The organism is Pseudotamlana agarivorans, from assembly GCF_001642835.1.
In the GTDB taxonomy this organism is placed as follows: Bacteria; Bacteroidota; Bacteroidia; order Flavobacteriales; family Flavobacteriaceae; genus Pseudotamlana; species Pseudotamlana agarivorans.
Window position 1 is genome coordinate 1 of record NZ_LXEI01000002.1, and the last position, 18,517, is coordinate 18,517.

15 protein-coding genes are annotated in these 18,517 nt (G+C 33.2%); 4 read left to right on the top strand and 11 right to left on the bottom strand.

The features are described from left to right. Positions 1–199: 199 nt before the first annotated feature. The 9 genes from A6I66_RS03430 to A6I66_RS03465 all read right to left on the bottom strand — a co-directional run bounded on the left by A6I66_RS03430 (position 200) and on the right by A6I66_RS03465 (position 6,771). Positions 200–1,114: a helix-turn-helix domain-containing protein gene (locus A6I66_RS03430; protein ID WP_067145641.1), complete on the bottom strand. Its 915-nt coding sequence runs from the start codon at positions 1,112–1,114 to the stop codon at positions 200–202. 27 nt (positions 1,115–1,141) lie between these two features. After that, the gene (locus A6I66_RS03435) at positions 1,142–1,906 is read right to left on the bottom strand and encodes an SDR family oxidoreductase (RefSeq protein WP_211267533.1); all 765 of its coding nucleotides are present in this window, start codon (positions 1,904–1,906) and stop codon (positions 1,142–1,144) included. A 528-nt stretch (positions 1,907–2,434) separates the two neighbouring features. Continuing rightward, positions 2,435–2,623, bottom strand: a complete 189-nt coding sequence (locus A6I66_RS16595) for a hypothetical protein (protein WP_157614064.1) — start codon at positions 2,621–2,623, stop codon at positions 2,435–2,437. 30 nt (positions 2,624–2,653) lie between these two features. After that, positions 2,654–3,250 (bottom strand): helix-turn-helix domain-containing protein, encoded by a 597-nt coding sequence (locus tag A6I66_RS03440; protein WP_067145645.1) that lies wholly within the window; start codon positions 3,248–3,250, stop codon positions 2,654–2,656. A gap of 246 nt (positions 3,251–3,496) precedes the next feature. Further along, positions 3,497–4,021: a hypothetical protein gene (locus tag A6I66_RS16600; RefSeq protein WP_067145647.1), complete on the bottom strand. Its 525-nt coding sequence runs from the start codon at positions 4,019–4,021 to the stop codon at positions 3,497–3,499. Further along, on the bottom strand, positions 4,011–4,859 hold the full coding sequence (locus A6I66_RS03450; protein ID WP_067145649.1) for a hypothetical protein: 849 nt from the start codon (positions 4,857–4,859) through the stop codon (positions 4,011–4,013). Before A6I66_RS03450 ends, A6I66_RS16600 begins: the two co-directional genes overlap by 11 nt. Positions 4,860–5,027: 168 nt before the next feature. After that, positions 5,028–5,546: an SMI1/KNR4 family protein gene (locus A6I66_RS03455; RefSeq protein WP_067145650.1), complete on the bottom strand. Its 519-nt coding sequence runs from the start codon at positions 5,544–5,546 to the stop codon at positions 5,028–5,030. A gap of 665 nt (positions 5,547–6,211) precedes the next feature. Next, positions 6,212–6,535, bottom strand: coding sequence for a type II toxin-antitoxin system PemK/MazF family toxin (locus A6I66_RS03460; protein WP_067145652.1), 324 nt, complete (start codon positions 6,533–6,535; stop codon positions 6,212–6,214). Beyond that, entirely contained in the window at positions 6,526–6,771 is a 246-nt protein-coding gene (locus tag A6I66_RS03465; protein ID WP_067145653.1) for an AbrB/MazE/SpoVT family DNA-binding domain-containing protein, read from the bottom strand. The genes A6I66_RS03460 and A6I66_RS03465 overlap by 10 nt, the downstream gene beginning before the upstream one ends. A gap of 968 nt (positions 6,772–7,739) precedes the next feature. Here A6I66_RS03465 and A6I66_RS03470 point away from each other — a divergent pair. The 4 genes from A6I66_RS03470 to A6I66_RS03490 all read left to right on the top strand — a co-directional run bounded on the left by A6I66_RS03470 (position 7,740) and on the right by A6I66_RS03490 (position 10,657). Then, positions 7,740–8,207 (top strand): restriction endonuclease, encoded by a 468-nt coding sequence (locus A6I66_RS03470; protein ID WP_067145655.1) that lies wholly within the window; start codon positions 7,740–7,742, stop codon positions 8,205–8,207. 1,077 nt (positions 8,208–9,284) lie between these two features. After that, positions 9,285–9,569 (top strand): hypothetical protein, encoded by a 285-nt coding sequence (locus A6I66_RS03480; protein ID WP_157614066.1) that lies wholly within the window; start codon positions 9,285–9,287, stop codon positions 9,567–9,569. Between the two features lie 7 nt (positions 9,570–9,576). Continuing rightward, complete coding sequence (locus A6I66_RS03485) at positions 9,577–10,251, top strand: hypothetical protein (RefSeq protein WP_067145661.1); 675 nt, start codon at positions 9,577–9,579, stop codon at positions 10,249–10,251. A gap of 181 nt (positions 10,252–10,432) precedes the next feature. Next, positions 10,433–10,657 (top strand): hypothetical protein, encoded by a 225-nt coding sequence (locus A6I66_RS03490; RefSeq protein WP_067145663.1) that lies wholly within the window; start codon positions 10,433–10,435, stop codon positions 10,655–10,657. 835 nt (positions 10,658–11,492) lie between these two features. Here the strand turns inward: A6I66_RS03490 and A6I66_RS03495 are convergent. Both A6I66_RS03495 and A6I66_RS03500 read right to left on the bottom strand, forming a co-directional pair. Further along, positions 11,493–16,430, bottom strand: a complete 4,938-nt coding sequence (locus A6I66_RS03495; RefSeq protein ID WP_067145665.1) for a T9SS type A sorting domain-containing protein — start codon at positions 16,428–16,430, stop codon at positions 11,493–11,495. Positions 16,431–16,433: 3 nt separating this feature from the next. After that, positions 16,434–18,512, bottom strand: coding sequence for a fibronectin type III domain-containing protein (locus tag A6I66_RS03500; protein WP_067145666.1), 2,079 nt, complete (start codon positions 18,510–18,512; stop codon positions 16,434–16,436). Positions 18,513–18,517: the final 5 nt, after the last annotated feature.

The following is an 18,517-nucleotide window of genomic DNA, read 5'->3' on the forward strand; positions in this document are numbered from 1 at the left end:
GTTCAGTATAAGAAACGTAGGGCAGGTGATAAGCACTATCGTTTCGGTTTATTACTTAGCTAAATATAAATATTTTGCTTTTATCTTTTTTGCTTTAAACGCCAAATTTTATATTTAGCGGACTTTGTTAATATTCACAGACCTTTCAGAAAGCCTAAATCGCCCTATGTTTTTTATACCCTGTTAGCGGTAGTATTTTTCAATTAAACGATTGTCTATAAACTAAAGGTGAATGGTTCGTTTTTGTCTTAAATAACTTATTAAAGGATTGTGGGTGCTCAAACCCCAATTTATAAGCAATTTCTGCAACAGAAAGTGTAGTAGAACTTAGTAAATCTTTGGATTGTTCGATTACTTTATTCTGAATGTATTTTTGAGTATTAAGTCCAGTAAGGGAACGTAACATATCACTTAAATAACGGGGCGATACATTTAATTTTTCGCTTACAATTTGTACTGTCGGCAGACCATTTTTTAAACCGTTGTCCGTTTTAAAGTGTTCGTTTAATAAATTGTCTAGTGCGGTCATAATTTTATGATTGACATTTTTTCGGGTAATGAACTGCCGATTGTAAAAACGATTACTATAATTAAGAAGCAACTCTATTTGAGAGACCAAAACATCCTGACTAAATGGGTCAATATTATTATCCAATTCCACAGTCATTGTCTTAAACAAATCGCTGATAATGTGTTTTTCTTTTTCTGATAAAAAAAGTGCTTCAGAAACATCATATGAAAAAAAGCCATATCGATTCATTATTTTTCCTAATGAATAATTACGAATAAAATCTGGATGAAAGTATAAGGCAAAACCTTCATAAGTATCGAAATTATTAGAAATGGTAACTACTTGTTTGGGTTTTAAAAAAGCCAAACCGCCTTCTTCAAAATCGTAATGACCTTGTCCGTATTTTACTTGTCCGCTGAATTTATCTTTGAAAGAAATTTTGTAAAAATCAAGACTTATCTTTACACCTGCTTCAAATGAATTGATTGGTGTTTGGTTATAATCCACAAATGCTATCAAAGGATGTAATGGTGCGGACTGACCTAAATAACGCATTAACTGTGAAATACTGCTAAAATTTGTTATGCTTGATTTCTGATTCATTGATTTCTATCTGACGTTTTATAATAATCAATTTTGTGCTGAAGGACGAATAATAATATCTCCAACTTCCACATCTTTGGGTTGACTAATAGCATATATAACCGAATTGGCAATCGCTTCTGGATTGATGGCAAACTGCTCCATGTTTTTCAATATTACTTTTTTCATTTCTTGATTTTCCATTTCATCTACTAATCCAGTTTTTACAAAACCTGGTGAAATACCGGTAATTCGAATAGCTCCATCTGATTCTTGCCGAAAAGCTTCTGCGATAGTCCGAACTGCATTTTTTGTCGCTGCATAGACACCCTGCATAGGTACAATTTTGATTCCTGATGTAGAAATAATGTTGATGATATGCCCTGAGTTTTGTTGCTTAAAAACAGGTATTGCAGCTGCCATTCCGTACAAAACTCCTTTTAGATTGACATCTATCATTTTTTCCCAACCCTCTACATCTAATTCATCTATGCGACAGAGTTCACTTATTCCTGCATTGTTTACTATTGCATCTAAACGTCCATAAGTATCTACAGCTAAAGCCACCAAATCTACCATATCAGTTTTTTTAGTTACATCAGTTTCTAAAAAAACACCTTCTCCATTATTATTGCGAATTTCATTAACAATGCTTTCTAGCTGATTTTTTCTACGCGCACCTAAAACAACTTTCACTTCATTTTTTCCCAGTTCTTTTGCAATTGCTCTCCCTATACCACTACTAGCTCCAGTGATAACAACTACTTTATCTTTAATTTTATTTTGCATTTCTTTTAAATTATCTTTCTGCAAAAGTCTTGTAAGTAGAATAAAGAAAAGTAGTCAAATTGGTATATGATGTAGTAGTGTGGTCATTATTACCGCTAACGGTCTCATGTATGGGAAGTTGCGGACAAAAGGAGAATGATTTTCCGCAGGAAAATCAGCCGTCCTAAAATGCACTTGCCATTAAATTTTGCCTAAAGTAGCAATTTTTTATACATATTGTTGGCGCACGTGACATTTTTAATAATCTGCTTATCCATTATTAAGCAACTAATTTTTGCATTTTGGATTGCCGCATAGTTTTATCAGTCCGCAGTCCAGATTGCGGAATGTTATGGATCCGAAATCGTAGGAGTAATTAAATCCGATTATTGCGCTTTGTTAAGCCGCACAGTTTGTCTGTCCGCCGTAATGCTTGCGTATTGCTTGGAATCCGAAGTCGCATGAGTGAGTGAAGTCCGAATTATTAGGCTTTGATATACGCATTGTTTTTCAGTCCGCCGTAATATTTGCGTATTGCTTTGGTCCGAAATCGGCTGAGTAAGAAAGTCCGATTTACACGATTAGATTTGCTGTAATATTGGTTTTTAGGAATACTAAACCGCCATTTTTATTACGTTGCTCAATCATGAGCGCCAACGGTCTCGTGTATGGTTTGTGGCGTGATTTAGCATGGAAGTTAACAAATAAAACCCGAATAGAATATTCCGCAGGAATATTCGTAAGCAAGCCCGAACTAGCCATTAATTATACACTTTGTTGTGTGACGTACCTTTATTTTAAAATTTTTAATGCTGGTCTATATTTAAATGTTTTGTTTCGATATACTCTTACGGTATTTATTAAAATAATTGTTAAATTAAAAATGTAAAAAATTATAGTCACTGGAAACCAACTTTGCCACATTGTTATTTTCCAAGATATACTTAAATCCATTGAAATACTTATAATAAATTCTATAGCCAATAAAATATAAGTTAAGAACAAAAAAAGTGTCCAAGATATTTGAAAATTCAGTATTGATTTTCCCAACTCATTTACATTTTTAAGTTTATCCTTTTTAGACATCCACATTGCTAGTGGGATTATAATACCAAGTAAAGGAAAAAATAAAAATCCAAGAGCAGAAATGCTCAGTAATATCAAATAATTTTGGTCTTCCTGTATTTTCCAATCTATTATTTCGTCTGGTGATGTATCTAAAGCAATGGATAATCTTTTTAAGGTATCTCCTCTAGGAACTGTTTCGTTGTTTTCTATTCTCTGAATAGTTCTTAAGCTTAAACCAGATTCTTCTGCCAAAATTTCTTGCGATATACCTTTTCTATTCCTTAGCTCTTTTACTCTTTGTGCTAAATTCAAATTGTTCATTTCAATATGTTTTTATTTTTAAGTAAAAGTAATTTGGTTCCGTCATATTGATAGCGTCCTTTTTATGTCATTCCTACGTCATTAATGTCGTAGTCTTGTTTTTCGTATGACACACAACGGTCTCGGCTATGAGTAGTTGCGTGGGTTAGCACTCAACTTTGCAAGTACACACCAAGTTGGAAATTCCGTAGGAATTTCCAAAGTAGGCAAGAACAAGCAATTACTTATAGCCATTGTTGCCTGCAGTTATTTTTCTTTTATTAATTCAAATGCCTTACTTATTTTAAAAACAACTTTCATTGAGTCTATAATTGTCCAAAAAATCAAAAAGTTCCCAATTAAAATTATTGAATCAAACACAAATACTTTTGTAATTATTTTGCTTTCTATGAACCATTTTAAATATGGAAAATCAACTTCTTTAACAAAAAAGAGAATTATTACGGTTAAAAAAGTATATAATGAAAAAAGTGAGTTCTCTTTTAATTCATCGACTAAGTCAGTTAGTTTTGATTTTATTATCCCTATCTCTTCGTCTGTAAAAGATTCCTTTTTCTTTTTTGATTTCGTAAGTCGATATATTGATAGATAAACCGTATTTATTGAGCTTAAAAAAATTCCTACAATAGCAATTGAAAGTCCAACTAAAATTGAAACAGAATTAAAGATTAATTTTTCAAGTAAAGGTTTCATTACACTTGGTTCAATGAGTGCATTTAGCCCAATAGAAAGGACTAAAATCAAAATAAATATTAAAATCTTATTCCTCATTGTTGTCGTCTATGTTTACAATTAAACTTCTAAATCTATCAATTAAAAGTAATAGGTTATCTCTAACTGTTCTTGGATTATCGGCATTAAAATCCATTTCTTTTCTTCTTAGATGATTTGCACTCTGATATTTTTTCTTTCTACCTTCTTCGATAACTCCAAGTGTCCATTTTCCTCCACCTGAGTCTGCATAATCTCTATAAGATTCTAATTCCTCTTCATTATAAGTTAAGTCAGCACTTTCATTTCTAAAATCAACACTGACCTCGGTCATATTGTGTTTCTCCTTTAAGGTAGCCAACCATTCATTAGCTTTTTTACTACCACCGAATAAATTCGGTGCATTCAGGTCAAAACCAATTTGATACAATCCATTTGATTTCTTGATTATTTCCCAAAAAGCAAACTTATCTACCAAAAAGTCAAGTTTTATGTCGTATCCAAAAGAATTAGCATAGTTTTCTGTAAGTCTTTGTAATACGTTTTTAACATTGTCAGGTGTTGCAACAGTTGAATTGTGTTCGAAAACAATTATTTGTTTTGTTCGGTCAATAACAAAAAAAAGTTTTTCCCAATTTTGAATATCTTCTTCGTTGAAAAGTTCTTGGTCAAGTTCGATTAGATGAGTGTCCGTACTTTTAAGCAAATAACCAAGTATTATATTGTCGTTTAAGTCAGAATTTAAAATTCGAGCTGTATATTTTCTGCCATAATATATTGTTTCTTGTTTGCCAAGAATAGGAACAGTAAACAAATCTCTCGGTTGAAGTCCGTCATCTAATGGGAACAGTGTGATGGATGCTTTAACTGAGAAGTATCTTATTGCAAAAAATTTCATATTAGTTTCTGGTTGGTTTTAATTGCAGGCAACGGTCTCGTATAAGCGTCAGTTACGGGCTAAATTAGCGATAATTTTCGTTTTAGAACTAACCTTAGCAATTCTGCGTGATTTTCCGCGAGGAAAATCCGCCGTAATTGCGGTTATACATTGTTGGCAACTGTGTTTTTATTCTATTATAAATTCATCATCAGTTTCGATGGTTTTGATTTCGATATTACTTTCGTCATTTATTAGATTTGTAGTCAATTCCAAAAATGAATCAAAAAGATAAATTATATTTCCATAATATTTATTTCCATTATTTTTCGATTCAGTATTGTGGTTCCAAAAGTATATTTTTCCAAAACTATCTTTGGATAAATTTACCAAATAATAGTTTCCTCCACCATCATTGGCAATAGGTAGAAATTCAGTCGGAATTCTATTTTTTAACGATTTTAAAGTCGAATACATACTTGCCCAATATTCCTTATTATGCAAACCGAAGAAATATTTAATCGACCATAATTGAATTTCTTTTCCGATTTTTACTTTTATGCTGTCAAATTCTGGTTGTCCACCATTATTGATTTTTAAAAAGTCAGAATAATTGTTAGGTAAAGGAAAACCTATTTGTCTTTCAAATTCTAAAATTTCTTTAGAACTAATTTTTCCGAATTCATTTGGTTTAAGGATTTCAATCATTTTTTTGGTTGTAATTTTTCCTACATTGTTGCCAACGGTCTCGGCTATAATTTCGTTGCGGAAAAATCCGCAGGATTCTTTCCGCCGTAGCTCGAAGATAGCAAAAATGCGTTGATTTCCGCTTAGGAAATCAACCGCAATGAATTATAGCCCTTGTTGTTTACAGTGCAATTATTAGGGCAACAGTGATTTACATAATTTTAGAACAATATTTTTCACGAACTGTTTTACCGTAAGGCTTGTCAGTCCGCCGTCCTGCTTGCGAATTGTTATGTGTCCGAAACCGTATGAGTGAGAAAAAATCCGATTATTTACGTTCTGAATTTTTGCGTTCTGATTTGCCACACAGTTTATCAGTCCGAAGTCCAGATTGCGTAAAGTTATGTGTCCGAAATCGGCTGAGTGAGTTATCCGAAATATTTTGATTTTTATGTTTTAAACCACAATATTTTTAGCGCAAAATTTAGTTGGAGTTGTGTTTTGGAAACGTCGCGCAGCATTGTAAACAACGGTTTCGTGTATAATTAGTGGCGTGATTTAGGACGGAATTTAACAAATAAAAACCGAATAGAATATTCCGCAGGAATATTCGTAAATAAGCTCGACCTAGCCATTAATTATACACCTTGTTGCCATTAGTACTTTTTATTGTTCAAAATTTAGTTTTAATCTACAAAAGTTTCTCTAATAATATCTTTACAATTCTGTATTTCAGATTTCGATAATTGGTCAAAGGTTTTTAATATACGGGATTTGTCAATTGTCCTAATTTGGTCTATTGCAATCATTCCTTTTTTTCCGCTGTGTTTTACTTTTATTCTGGTCGGATAATTTTTCAAGTTCGTTGTCATTGGTGCAACAACGATTGTTCTTAAAAACTTATTAATTTCATTTGGCGAAATAATTACACAAGGTCTTGTTTTTTTAATTTCACTACCAATTGTTGGGTCAAGATTTACGAGTACGATTGAATACTGTTCTAATTCCATTCCTCAAAATTTTCGTCCTCAAAAACATCATTGAATAATAATCGATCGTCATTATTCTCATGCATTTCTTGAAAAGCTTTTTCCCAGTTTTTTCTTGGACTACTAATTGGCTTTAGGATTATTTGTCCTTTTTCCAAAATCATCTCAACTTTGTCTTTTATGTTATACTTTTCTAAAATAGTCTTACTTAAACGTAGACCTTTAGAATTTCCGATTTTTATAATTGCTGTTTCCATAATATTTTATTTGTAATTACAAAGTTAGTACAAACTATTCAGTCCGCAAAGTTTTTTCGGTATTAATGGCAACGGTCTCATGTATGGGAAGTTGCGGACAAAAGGAGAATGATTTTCCGCAGGAAAATCAGCCGTCCTAAAATGCACTTGCCATTAAGTTTTGCCTAAAATAGCAATTTTTTATACATATTGTTGGCGCACGTGAAATTTATAAGAATCTGATTATCCAATCTTAAAACACGATTTAGTGCGTTTTACTTTGCCGTGAAGTTTATAAGTCCGCCGTCCAGATTGCGCATTGTTATGGATCCGAAATCGCAAGAGTAATTAAATCCGATTATTGTGCTTTGTTAAGCCGCAAAGTTTGTCTGTCCGCCGTAATGCTTGCGTATTGCTTGGAATCCGAAGTCGCATGAGTGAGTGAAGTCCGAATTATTAGGTTTTGATATACGCAATGTTTTTCAGTCCGCCGTAATATTTGCGTATTGCTTTGGTCCGAAATCGGCTGAGTAAGAAAGTCAGATTTACACGATTAGATTTGCCGTAATATTGGTTTTAGGAATGTTAAACCGCTATTTTTATTACGCTGCGCAATCATGAGCGCCAACAATAGTATATCGAACATTATGTTCTATATATGTGCAAATATACGGATATGTAATATTTGTTTTATATATTTATTTTAACATCACTTAATCCGACTACTTTTTTAAAATTCTAATTTGTAATCTTAATTTTTAGTGATTCAAATTTAGAAAATGATCAATAACAAAGAATTAATTGTGTTGCTGTTATTAGGGTGAAAAATCGCTTTTTTATATCTGTACCGACATAAAACCTTGAGAAGCAAGTTGTTTTTAATTTATTTATTTGATGTTGAAGACGCATAAAAAATGCATAAAACACCGCATATACCCATTGTCATTTAGGATAATACGCGCCAAACCGTTTGACAAAACCAGAATAAAATGTCGATAGATCATAAAACTTGGAGGAAATATGAAAGACAAATTCACCAAGAATTAATTACTGTTTTTACTGATTGCGAATTCGAATTTAACGATAGTATTTTCGGAAAACATAGTAAAACGGGTAGGCAAATTGATATTTCAGTACGAGGCAATATAGGTGGAAATAAAATACTAGGAATAATTGACTGTAAACATTTTTCAACCAATATTGATGTGAAAATCATAGAAAGCTTTCTTGTAATGATAGAAGATACAAAAGCTAACTTTGGATTAATAATTAATAACAAAGGATATAATTTAGTCGCTAAAAACCGTGCAAATTTACGGAATTTAAGACTTGATATTATTGAGTTTGACGGACTTGAAAAAATACAACTGACTTATGATTATTTGGTAAATCAGAATATTAAAAACCTTGAACTATCAAAATATGAATACTTTAAACGAGCTAAGGAAAATTCATGATTTTTTGATTTTAAAAAACAAGTTACAACAAGAGAGTTATTACATTTAAAGAGGGTTTTGCAAATACAGAATACTTCGCTTATGTTAAAATAATAAAGGAAAGTGCTCGGTTATTTATAGATTTCACTGATTTGGAAATTATAACTATCAGAATACCAGCGAAAAATGATATTGAGGAAAAAAGGTTTATTTTTCGACCATAAAAAGAGCCAATTTGGATTTTTTTTTAAAGCTAATTTCAATTATTTAAGTGATGACATTAAATTATGGAGAAGTGACTTTTTTAGAAAATAAAGATTATAAGAAACAATCTATTTATGATTTTGCAAAAGGAAATATAAGCTCAATTCAATACAGTAATTACATAAAAAGACATATAAGTTTGGAGTTAATAATTTTATCCTATGTAAAGCACTATTTCAGTTTGTATAAGTATGGCCAATATAATTGGAGTATGTTAACCTAATTAAAATATAAGTGTTATTAAAAAAAATTGTACGAAATTTCAGGGTTTAAATTCAAAAGGTTCAAATAAAATATTTTTACTATTTTGGTTAAAGATTTGAGGACTAAATATTTAAGTAGTTCGTGATTCGGTTAGTTTAATTTGCAAGCACTTGTAAAACCTTATAGATACTAAGAAAATTACGTTAGGTTTGAATCCTGGCGCGGTCACTAGAGTTAAAAAAGCTTCCAAGAAATTGGGAGCTTTTTTTGTTTGATTTTTTGAGAAAAGCGAATCTTAATTAATTCATATAGTACGATTGGGGTTGATTCTAAAAAAATCAATTAATTTAACCCGCTAGCGCGGACTTGTAGTCCGTGCCCGTTCTAATAAGTGATAAACAAGAAAGCTTTAACAAAGATGTACTGTCTTTTTTTTATTAACTGAGGGTAATCATAAGAAAGTTTAAAGAAAGTAAAGGGTTTTTTAGTTGAATTTAATAGCTCTATTTACTTTTAAGCTTTATTGGTATTTGGGGTTAAATGAGTGTAATAAAGGAGTGGATTTAGGCACGGACTACAAGTCCGCGCTATCGGGTAGGTTCAGAACATTTTGTGACTGATATGGTCTTGGTGAAAAAGAAAACCGATGACTTTGGTCAAATAGTTCTTGATAAAAATAATGTGGTTGTCTTAAAGGCTAAATTGAGTTCAGGAACTAATCTAACTACACCTCAAGGAAATGCACTATCAAAAGTACAATCTAACTCGAATACTTTTGATGTTAGAAGTGTATCAAAACAAAATGCGAATGGTTATACTATCACGAATTCTGACAATTTAATAATCAACGATTTTATTAAGGTATATAGTGATGGGAGTGGTAGTGTAATAAGTGATGTGGTTTCACTAAAATAGTTTTACAATGGATAGAAATAGTTTTATTAAGTCTTTGAAAGAAAATTTTAATTGGCTCTGTGATTTGGGTTATGACTTGAGGCAAGTTGAAACAAGTGTTTATTTTGAGAAACATTCTAATGATGAAGTACATTCAGTTAATTTTTTTTGGTCAGAATTTGACGTGATAAAAATACAAGGGGTGTTTGCCTTAATAAGGTTCGATGATATTGAGAAAATTATTGAACAAAAAACGGGTAATCTCGATTATACAATACATAAAAAATGGGAAGGAAGTATACCAAAAGAATTTGCTTTGGAAGCTAATGGAGTAACTCTGACAGATGCTTTTTATTTATCTAATGAAAGTCAAGTAAGACTATTTTCAGAAATTATGAAGGAGTTTTACACTCGAGAGATACAACTTTTCTTTACCAATTTCAAGTCAGTTAAAAATGTCTTAGATTGGTTAAATGAAAATGATGTTCAAGAGCACTCAAAACTTTTAGTTGTTAGCAATAACTCAATGATGTTAAGGAAATTGGTTGTCATGAAAGAAGGAAACTCAAGTGATTATCAGAGTCTATACGATAGATATAGAAGCTTCTTGGAGCAGAAAAGCAGTCAAAAAGAAAGTCCCTATATTGAAATGTATGATGAGTTCATTAAGTTCGATGAATATTTTTATAATCATCAAAGTTAAACCCGATAGCTCGGACTTGTACCTACGGATTTAAGGTACAAGTCCGAGCTATCGGGTAAAAAAAAATTTGCATTCATGGATGGAGAGAAGGAAATATACGTGTACACATATAAAGGGAATATAAAAGGCGCTGGTATAAATATAAAGCCAAGATTTCAATTCTCTTGTAAATAAATATATTATGGACTTAAACAAAAAAGAAAGCTACGAAGTTATGCTTCAGTTTTTAAAGAATTGGTATAAACTTACCAAAAATAAAGATATAACAGATATTTTGAGTGGTGCCCAGTATTGGAAAGACGGAAAACCTTTGGATTCCGCTTTTTTAGATTATTGGAATGAAGCAATAAAGGAGGTAAAGGCAGGTGAAAATGATCCTTTCGGCAAATTTACAAGTAAAAAATAGGGAGTAAAATGCAAAAAATTATATTCGCACTAAGCTTAATGTTAAGTGTTTTAAACGGGTTTTCACAATGTACTTCAGCTGACTTTGTTAATGACTTTGAAAGCATTAGAAATTTTATAGATGATCATGGCACAGACTCTTGGGTCGTCCTGCCCGCTAGCGCGGACTTGTAGTCCGTGCCTGTAATAATAAGTAATAACTAAGGAAGTTATAATAAAGAAGTATTTTTTTTCTTTAACTACGATAGTTATAAGAAAGTTTAAAGAAAATAAGGTGTTTTTTAGTTGAATTTATTAGCTCTATTTACTTTTAAGTTTTGAAGGGTATTTGGGGTTAAATGAGTGTAATATAGGAGTGGATTTAGGTACGGACTACAAGTCCGCGCTATCCGGGCTGTTTTATAAATACGACACCACATGTCGCCATTAATCATCCCAAACGGCTGTAAATTTGCAGTGTAATTAGAAGTAATTACATTTTTTTCATAAGTTAGTTTAGTTTGGTTTTTAAAGATTAATGGAGCTGCTGTAGGTGTGGTTACCTGCAGCAGTTAATCTTTATTTAGATATAAACGATGAAAAAATTAAAGTGACCCAAGTAAATCATTATATATAGAAAAACCCTGTGAATAATTGTTTTCACGGGGTTTTCGGTTATCAAACATAACGTTTGTAATTGCAAAAAACGGATGTAATACAGTCCTTTTGCCTCCAGTATTTTAGAACTACCAAACGGTGCCTTAAGGTTATACTCTTGTATTGACTAATATCCTTCTAAAGATCCTGCGAACGCGGTGCCCTTTAAGATTCCAGTCTACTGCGTAATTTTCGATAAATTATTTAATAATAATTTTTCTTAAAGTAGATCCATAGGGTGTTTCCAGTAATACGGCATAAACGCCTGTAGGCATATGGGAAATATCAAAAGGAATCTTATACTCTATTTCTCCTCTAGATTTTTCGTTGGCAACTAGCATGTTGTTTATAAAATTAAATATTTTAATACTAATATTTCCCTTTTCTGAAAGACTTACCTTCGCGGTAAATTTACCATCACTAGGGTTAGGGTAAACAATAAAATCTTCTATTAATTTTCGACCACCATTGGTGTCCTTTCCTTCAACTGTTGGATCTTTTGAAAGCACTAGGATTTTTTTGGTTTGGATTTCTGTACAGTTTCCTTTTGTTGTAATAATTCCCACTTCGTATTCTCCAGGGGTATTAAAAACCATTTCGACTTCGTCATTATTTTGTTTTAGTATTTTAGCCTCATTAGGAAGTATCCATTCGATGTTTTCTGGAAAAGGAAAACTAATATCAACAACGATTAGGATTTCATCAACATACACTTGCGATGATACCGCGAGTTCTGCATTGATTTCATCATCACTAACATCAACAAACACCGTGTCGCTTACCGAGCAGCCTGTAGATGTATTTATAGTGAGGGTGTAATTTCCTTTTTCAGATAGATTAACATTAGGGTTTGTACTTGAAAATCCATTATCTGAAGTCCAAAGGTAAGTAGCTTCAATGGAGTCTAATTCTGCATCAATTTCTATACTTTGATCTTTACAAAGCACTCTGTTTGCTCCCAAATCAAGTTTTAGTGGCAGTGGGTTTTCAATAACGTAAGTTCTAGTTAAAGGTTCATCAAAGCCTGTAACTTCAACAACATACTCTCCAGCTTCTAGATTATCAATACGGCTAGTAGTTGCTCCAGTATTCCATAAGTAGGAAAAAGTTCCATCCCCTTTATTTACTAAAAGACTGATACTTCCATCTGCCGATCCGTTGCAAGTAGGATTTGTAATGTTTTCTTCTATAATATCAGGTTGTGTAATATTATATTCCTGTGTGATTGTACATGCATTAGCATCAGTTATATTAACTTGATATATACCTGGTGAAAGATTTATAACTGTTGGCTGATTACTAAAAATATTACCGTCGGAGAGTCTTGTCCATTCATATTCATATTTTGGTTTACCTCCAGAAACTGTTAGGTTGATACTTCCGTCATTAGCCGAATATTCGGAAATATTTGTTATTTCAACATCTTGAATGTGAAGCGGGTTTATTGGGTTTTCAATGGTAACATCTATATCTGAGCTGTAGCATCCGTTTTTGTCTATAACATAAAAGGTATATGCTCCAGAAGGTAAGTTGGAGATATTTTGAGTTGATATTTCATCATTCCAATAAAAGGTATAAGGGGGGGTACCTCCTGTAACTGCAATATTAATACTTCCGGATGTCACGCCTTCACAAATGATGTCTGTTTTACTTGTTAATTCTGCTTTTAATACTTCTGGTTCTGTAATTTCAATAATTTCTGAATTTATCGAAATAAGATTGGCATCAGTAATAGTAACGTAATAGGAGCCAGGTTTAATGTTACTCAATATTTCCTGTTTTCCGTCATCATCGGTAAGGGGGACTGTTACTCCAACTTGATACCAGTTATAAGTATAATTAGGAACACCTCCTGTTACTTTGGCTGTTATTTCAGCTAAATCGCCATTACAAATTATCGATAAGGACTGTGTTGCAGTAACATTTAGTTTTTCAGGCTCGGTAATATTGAAGGTTTGCGAGACTTCACAACCGTTAGCATCTTTAACGGTTAAGGTGTAGAGGCCCTGAGTAAGGTTAGTGATATCATTAGTTGAGACATTATTTAGGTTAGGTCCCTTCCAACTATAGGTGTATGGAGCAACACCGCCACTTACCGTTGTAAAAATAGCCCCATCTGTTTCGCCAGCTTCAGACACGTTAAGCTTTGTTGCGTCGATAGTCATTTTTGTTGCTTCAGGAACTCGTATATTATTTAAAGTAACTTCACAATTATTAGCGTCATATACAGTAACCGTGTAGCTCTTTGCCTCTAGAGAAGTAAAAGTATTTGTCGTTAATTTTTCCAAACCTGCATTTACGCTATATAAATATGGAGGTGTACCACCTGTTGCTGTGATAGTAATTTCTCCATCTTTATTATTTATACATGAGGGAGCTAAACCAATTGCGGTTGCACTTAAGGCTTCATCTGGTTCGCTAATAACAACGCTACTTGTTACGGTTGCTCCAGAATTATCTGTTAAAGTTAGAGTGTATGTTCCTGGAGAAAGGTTTGTTATTTGTGCTTGGTTTGGTGCCGAGAAATCAGGCGCGTTTGTTTTAGACCAAACATAGGTGTAGGGGGCAGAACCAGTTATTTCTGCAATAATTTCTCCTGTACTGGAACCTTTACAAGAAACGTGGGTAACATTTAATTTATCGATATTTAAAGGGCCAGGTTCTTTTATCGTAATAGGGCCAAAAGTTTTTGTACAACCGTTACTATCTGTTACAGTAACTGAATAATCACCAGCTTTAAGCCCTTCGGGGTTTTGTTTATCAGAGGTATATAGGTTAGGTCCTGTCCATTCAAAGTTATAGGGACCTGTTCCATTAGAAACATTCAACTCTATAGCACCGTCAGAACCACCATTTTGACTAACATCTTTATGAGAATTTATAACTTCTGAAATTGAAATGGTTTCGGAATCTTTAATAAAAATAGGATTACTCCAAATTTCGGATTCGCAGCCATTTTCATTTCTAATCGTTAAATAATGATATCCAGGTTGTAAGTTATCAATGGTATTGTCGGTTAATGTTTGCCAAACAGTTTCATCTACAGGAGAGTTAGCTATCGCATACTCATAATTATTGCCACCTGAGAGCTCTAAAGAAATTTTTCCATCGTTACTTCCATTACAACTAGTGTTGATAGGAGTAACATTTACAATTTTTACCTCGACAGGAGGTGTGAGTGTAAAGCTTGCTTGATTATAATTTTTGGGGTCTTTAAAATCATCAACAGAAAGTCTCTCGGAACCTACACGTAAAATATAAGTACCACTTTTGTCTAAATCGGATAAAACTAGTTCGTTAAAGTCTGACACCCCTCTGTCAATTATCATTTCATTCTCTGAGTCTTTAAAAATCCATTGGTAATTGTAATTGCCAGCAAAGTCGGTAATAGGAAAAGAAATACTTCCTTTCGCTCCAATACATTTAATTTCAGAAACTACGGGTGTTCCAATATTTGGTTTGGGATCTATGCCTACAACTAAATCAGTCGATTCTTGTTTACAGTCGTTTTCATCGGTTATAATAATTCTATAAGTACCAGGAGATAAAGAATTATATGTTACAGAACGAATATCAATGGTTTCGGTGTAGTTCTTTGTAATAACTTCAAAATTGTTCGTATTGATATTTAATTTGACAAGTTCGTAAGTATAGATTGTACTTCCTCCTGTAAATTCTACTCGCGCGTTACCATTCTCTGTATTTTCAGTTGAAGAAGTCCCTGTTGATGAGTTTGTAATTAATATAGGATCTACAGCTGCCGAGATGGTGAACGTTTCTATCTTACCTGCACAAGTTGAGTATGTATTATAGTTATAAACACCTCGTACTTGGATCATTTGTGTGGTGCTTTGGGGCGCTATTTCAAAAGTATTAGTTCCACCATTTACAGTGGTCCAATTCGAACCATTATCCTCACTATATTCGTAGGAATACGTGCCATCAGTAATAAAATCATTTCCTCCTGAAGCAGAGTTGTTTACATTGAAAACTGCTGAATTACCGCACTTAGCATCTGTAAAATTTATTTTGTTAATATCGAGTATTACTTCTGAGACTGGGTTAATTTCAAACGGATCTGTTATTGCACCACTTTTAACAACGGTAGGATCGGTTCCATTTGAGGGGTCTCGGTCATATTTAACTTCTTGATAAACAATAAAGTATGTGCCAGGTCCAAGTCCCGAATAAGTCCCTTCAAAATTTGAGTTAAGTACTATAAAAGGATCATCTAAAGTTTGAATGTCTTCAATATCAGGTTGTTCGATGTCTTTTAATTTGCCTTGAGGAAATATATCAGGGTCTCCTTCATATATAAAATAACGCATTTCCCAACCATTAGCTTTATCGACATCATGCTCAAATGTTAAGGTTATAGTACCATCATTCGCATTAAAACAGGTTTCATCTGTTTTTTTATGGTCTACTAGTTTTGGCGAGCAACCAATTACATCCACTATAAATTCACCTGAACGAACAGCATTAATTATTTTGTCTTCAGTATATCTTATTCTTAAAGTAACAGTGTTGTCAGAAGCATCTAAATCAGGAATGTCACTTAAATTATAAGTGCTTCCAGGACTGTATGGTATATCTCCTGATTTCGTAATATTATTAGTTTGACTATCTTGAAATTCGTACTCTATGGCTGATTTAAAGGTGCTACAAAAAGCAGATGTCTGACTATAGTCGCAGATGTAAGGTTCAATGGTAAATGGCTCACAAGTATATATAGTTTTTAATGGTTGAGAGTTGGGTGTAACTTTTACTAGCTCTGCTATCCTAAAATATTCCTCGTTTATATACCCGAAGCAATTATTGGGAGAAGAAAATATATCAGCTAAATTATACGATTGACGAAGGGGAAGGATATATTCGTCGGTGCCATTAGTACAGGATTCAGTGAATCTAACCTCCGAAATAGGATCAGGCATAGTTATAACACCTTCAAAAGTCGTAGTTTCCTGCTTGTTAGAAGAATAAACCTCTTTTGAATCAAAATAGATTTTAAAGTGTCCTGAGGAGGATTCATTATTTATTTTATACTCTAATTTATATTTTGTTTCCTGTGCAACTAAAAGATTAGTAAATGTTAGAAAAACTGCAAGACTAAATAGTATATATTTTAACTTCTTCATACTCTAATATATTACCTTAATTTCTTTAATTGTAGATATCCGTCCACCAGGCAGAACCAGCTGCAAACCATACCAATAATTACTGTTAACTTCTAAATTGGTGTCATTATAGTTATTGGTTTCACCATTTAGTGTTTTATATAATTTCATATTATTTTCAGTATTCCCACGATAGAGACGGTATTCTGAAACGGGTGTTGCTTTTACTTTCCAGGCTAGTGCAATAAAGCGCAATTCGCGGTTTACGGTGCCTGTAAATTTAATGTCAGTAGCCGTTAGGGCTTTACCTTTCCAGGAAATGGATAAGCCATCGGTAGGACTGCTTTCATAGCCTGTAGCATCTTTTGCAATTAATGTGTAGGTGTATAATCCAGGTTCAGGCAAAGCGTTATCAAGATACATCGTATCGCTCGCCACTTCGGTTTGCTTTATGAGCTGCCAAAGCGCATTGGTTTGGCTGTTCATTTTTCTATATAATTGATGAGACACCACATCGTCACTACTGCTTGGTATCCAGGTTATGGCTACACCATCATTAGTAATTTTATAATTTTTTATTACTGGAGGAGATGGTGGCGTAACATCAGGTTTATCTAATGCTAAAACTTCAGAAAATTGGGAGCGGTTATAACGTTTGTCTTCTGCTTTTAATTTAAAATATAGCTTTTTATTCAGGTTATTAATAGGAATGGTATCTATAAATGTTTCACCAACAAAGGTGTTTTTGGTAATCTCGCTAAATTCAACATTAGGATTATTAGCTGTAAAAATGCGATAACCTTTTAAGTCATCTTCTAAATTTTTATCCCACTTTAATCGTAAAACTCCTAAGGTGTCTAGTGTTGCCATAAGTCCTTTTGGTGGAGCAGGAGGGATGGAGTCTGCCGGTTGTACTAATGTGGTGTAAGATTCGCTTTCAATACCATTTTTGCCTAGAGCCACAATGGTAAAATAGTTAGATCTTTTTAAGCCGTTTACTGTTGTTTTACGTTCGGTAGGAGCGATGTTTTTCTTTACGGTCTCGAAGGGGCCACTATCTTTATTTGATCTGCGGACTTCAAAGCCTGTGATTAAATCATTTCCTTTTTTATCAAAATTCCAATATAATACTGCGGTATTATCGGTTGGAATTTCTTTTTTATATATACGTGGTGTAAAACCTAGGCTTTCTAAAGCTTTTCCCGAAGCAACATCTGAATCTGGACCTGTTTCATCAAAAGCAGTTTTTCCTTTAATGCGATAATAAAAAACTTTATTATTGGGAATGGAGTCTATATAAGTTAAAGAACTACTGTTGTTATTTTTTGAATCCTGAGCATTGAAAATAGGAACACCGTTTAGTTTTTTAAAATCCTTATTATTTTCTGAACGTTCTATACTATAGCTGGTATATAGGTGTTGTAATAAATTAAAATTCCAACGTAATGTGGCTTGACTATCTTTGAAAGATGCGACCAAACCAATAGGTTTTGGAAGGGCTTCAAACAACTCAATGCTAGTAAAAACGGTACCGTTTTCTATAGTTATAGTATCCTCTTGTGGCATGTTTACACGAATAGTATAAATATACTTTTCACCTTTTTTTACGGTGGTATCCTCAAACCCCCAGCCAGCAAGTTTTGCTGCTTCATAACTTTGTTCGGCGGCTAGTAGTCCAATGGTAAAGCGTTGTTCTAACTCATCATTTACCGCATAAATGGCAGCTAAGCTATTTCCGTTATTTCCAGGAACCGTAGTTTCAAACTGTTCACCATATAAAGCTTGGGCAAGTACGGCAGCATTTTGATTGGTGGTGGCTAAGGTTTCCCATGCAGCCAAAGGTTTTGGCTTTAATGGAGCAGAGAGTAATTCTATTTTTTCAATAGGAATAACAGGTTCATCATTTCTAGATATGGTACTTCGTTCAATTAAAAATCCATAATTATTGGCTTTTTTCCATGCCAAGGGCGGATCAACAGCCCAGCGCAACATAATTTTGTTTTCAAGCGGGCGTGCAATCACTTTTACAGCAGGTAATTTTGTGGCTTCCTGCGCTAGGATCCATTGGGATATAAAAAAAAGTACTAAAGCGATTTTTTTCATCAATT

Bases quoted from the DNA above. Each gene is read 5' to 3' on its own strand.
- A6I66_RS03485 (WP_067145661.1), top strand. From the start codon at position 9,577: ATGGATAGAAATAGTTTTATTAAGTCTTTGAAAGAAAATTTTAATTGG.
- A6I66_RS03460 (WP_067145652.1), bottom strand. From the start codon at position 6,535: ATGGAATTAGAACAGTATTCAATCGTACTCGTAAATCTTGACCCAACA.
- A6I66_RS03465 (WP_067145653.1), bottom strand. From the start codon at position 6,771: ATGGAAACAGCAATTATAAAAATCGGAAATTCTAAAGGTCTACGTTTA.
- A6I66_RS16600 (WP_067145647.1), bottom strand. From the start codon at position 4,021: ATGAGGAATAAGATTTTAATATTTATTTTGATTTTAGTCCTTTCTATT.
- A6I66_RS03500 (WP_067145666.1), bottom strand. From the start codon at position 18,512: ATGAAAAAAATCGCTTTAGTACTTTTTTTTATATCCCAATGGATCCTA.
- A6I66_RS03440 (WP_067145645.1), bottom strand. From the start codon at position 3,250: ATGAACAATTTGAATTTAGCACAAAGAGTAAAAGAGCTAAGGAATAGA.
- A6I66_RS03490 (WP_067145663.1), top strand. From the start codon at position 10,433: ATGGACTTAAACAAAAAAGAAAGCTACGAAGTTATGCTTCAGTTTTTA.
- A6I66_RS03495 (WP_067145665.1), bottom strand. From the start codon at position 16,430: ATGAAGAAGTTAAAATATATACTATTTAGTCTTGCAGTTTTTCTAACA.
- A6I66_RS16595 (WP_157614064.1), bottom strand. From the start codon at position 2,623: ATGGCTAGTTCGGGCTTGCTTACGAATATTCCTGCGGAATATTCTATT.
- A6I66_RS03455 (WP_067145650.1), bottom strand. From the start codon at position 5,546: ATGATTGAAATCCTTAAACCAAATGAATTCGGAAAAATTAGTTCTAAA.
- A6I66_RS03450 (WP_067145649.1), bottom strand. From the start codon at position 4,859: ATGAAATTTTTTGCAATAAGATACTTCTCAGTTAAAGCATCCATCACA.
- A6I66_RS03430 (WP_067145641.1), bottom strand. From the start codon at position 1,114: ATGAATCAGAAATCAAGCATAACAAATTTTAGCAGTATTTCACAGTTA.
- A6I66_RS03470 (WP_067145655.1), top strand. From the start codon at position 7,740: ATGTCGATAGATCATAAAACTTGGAGGAAATATGAAAGACAAATTCAC.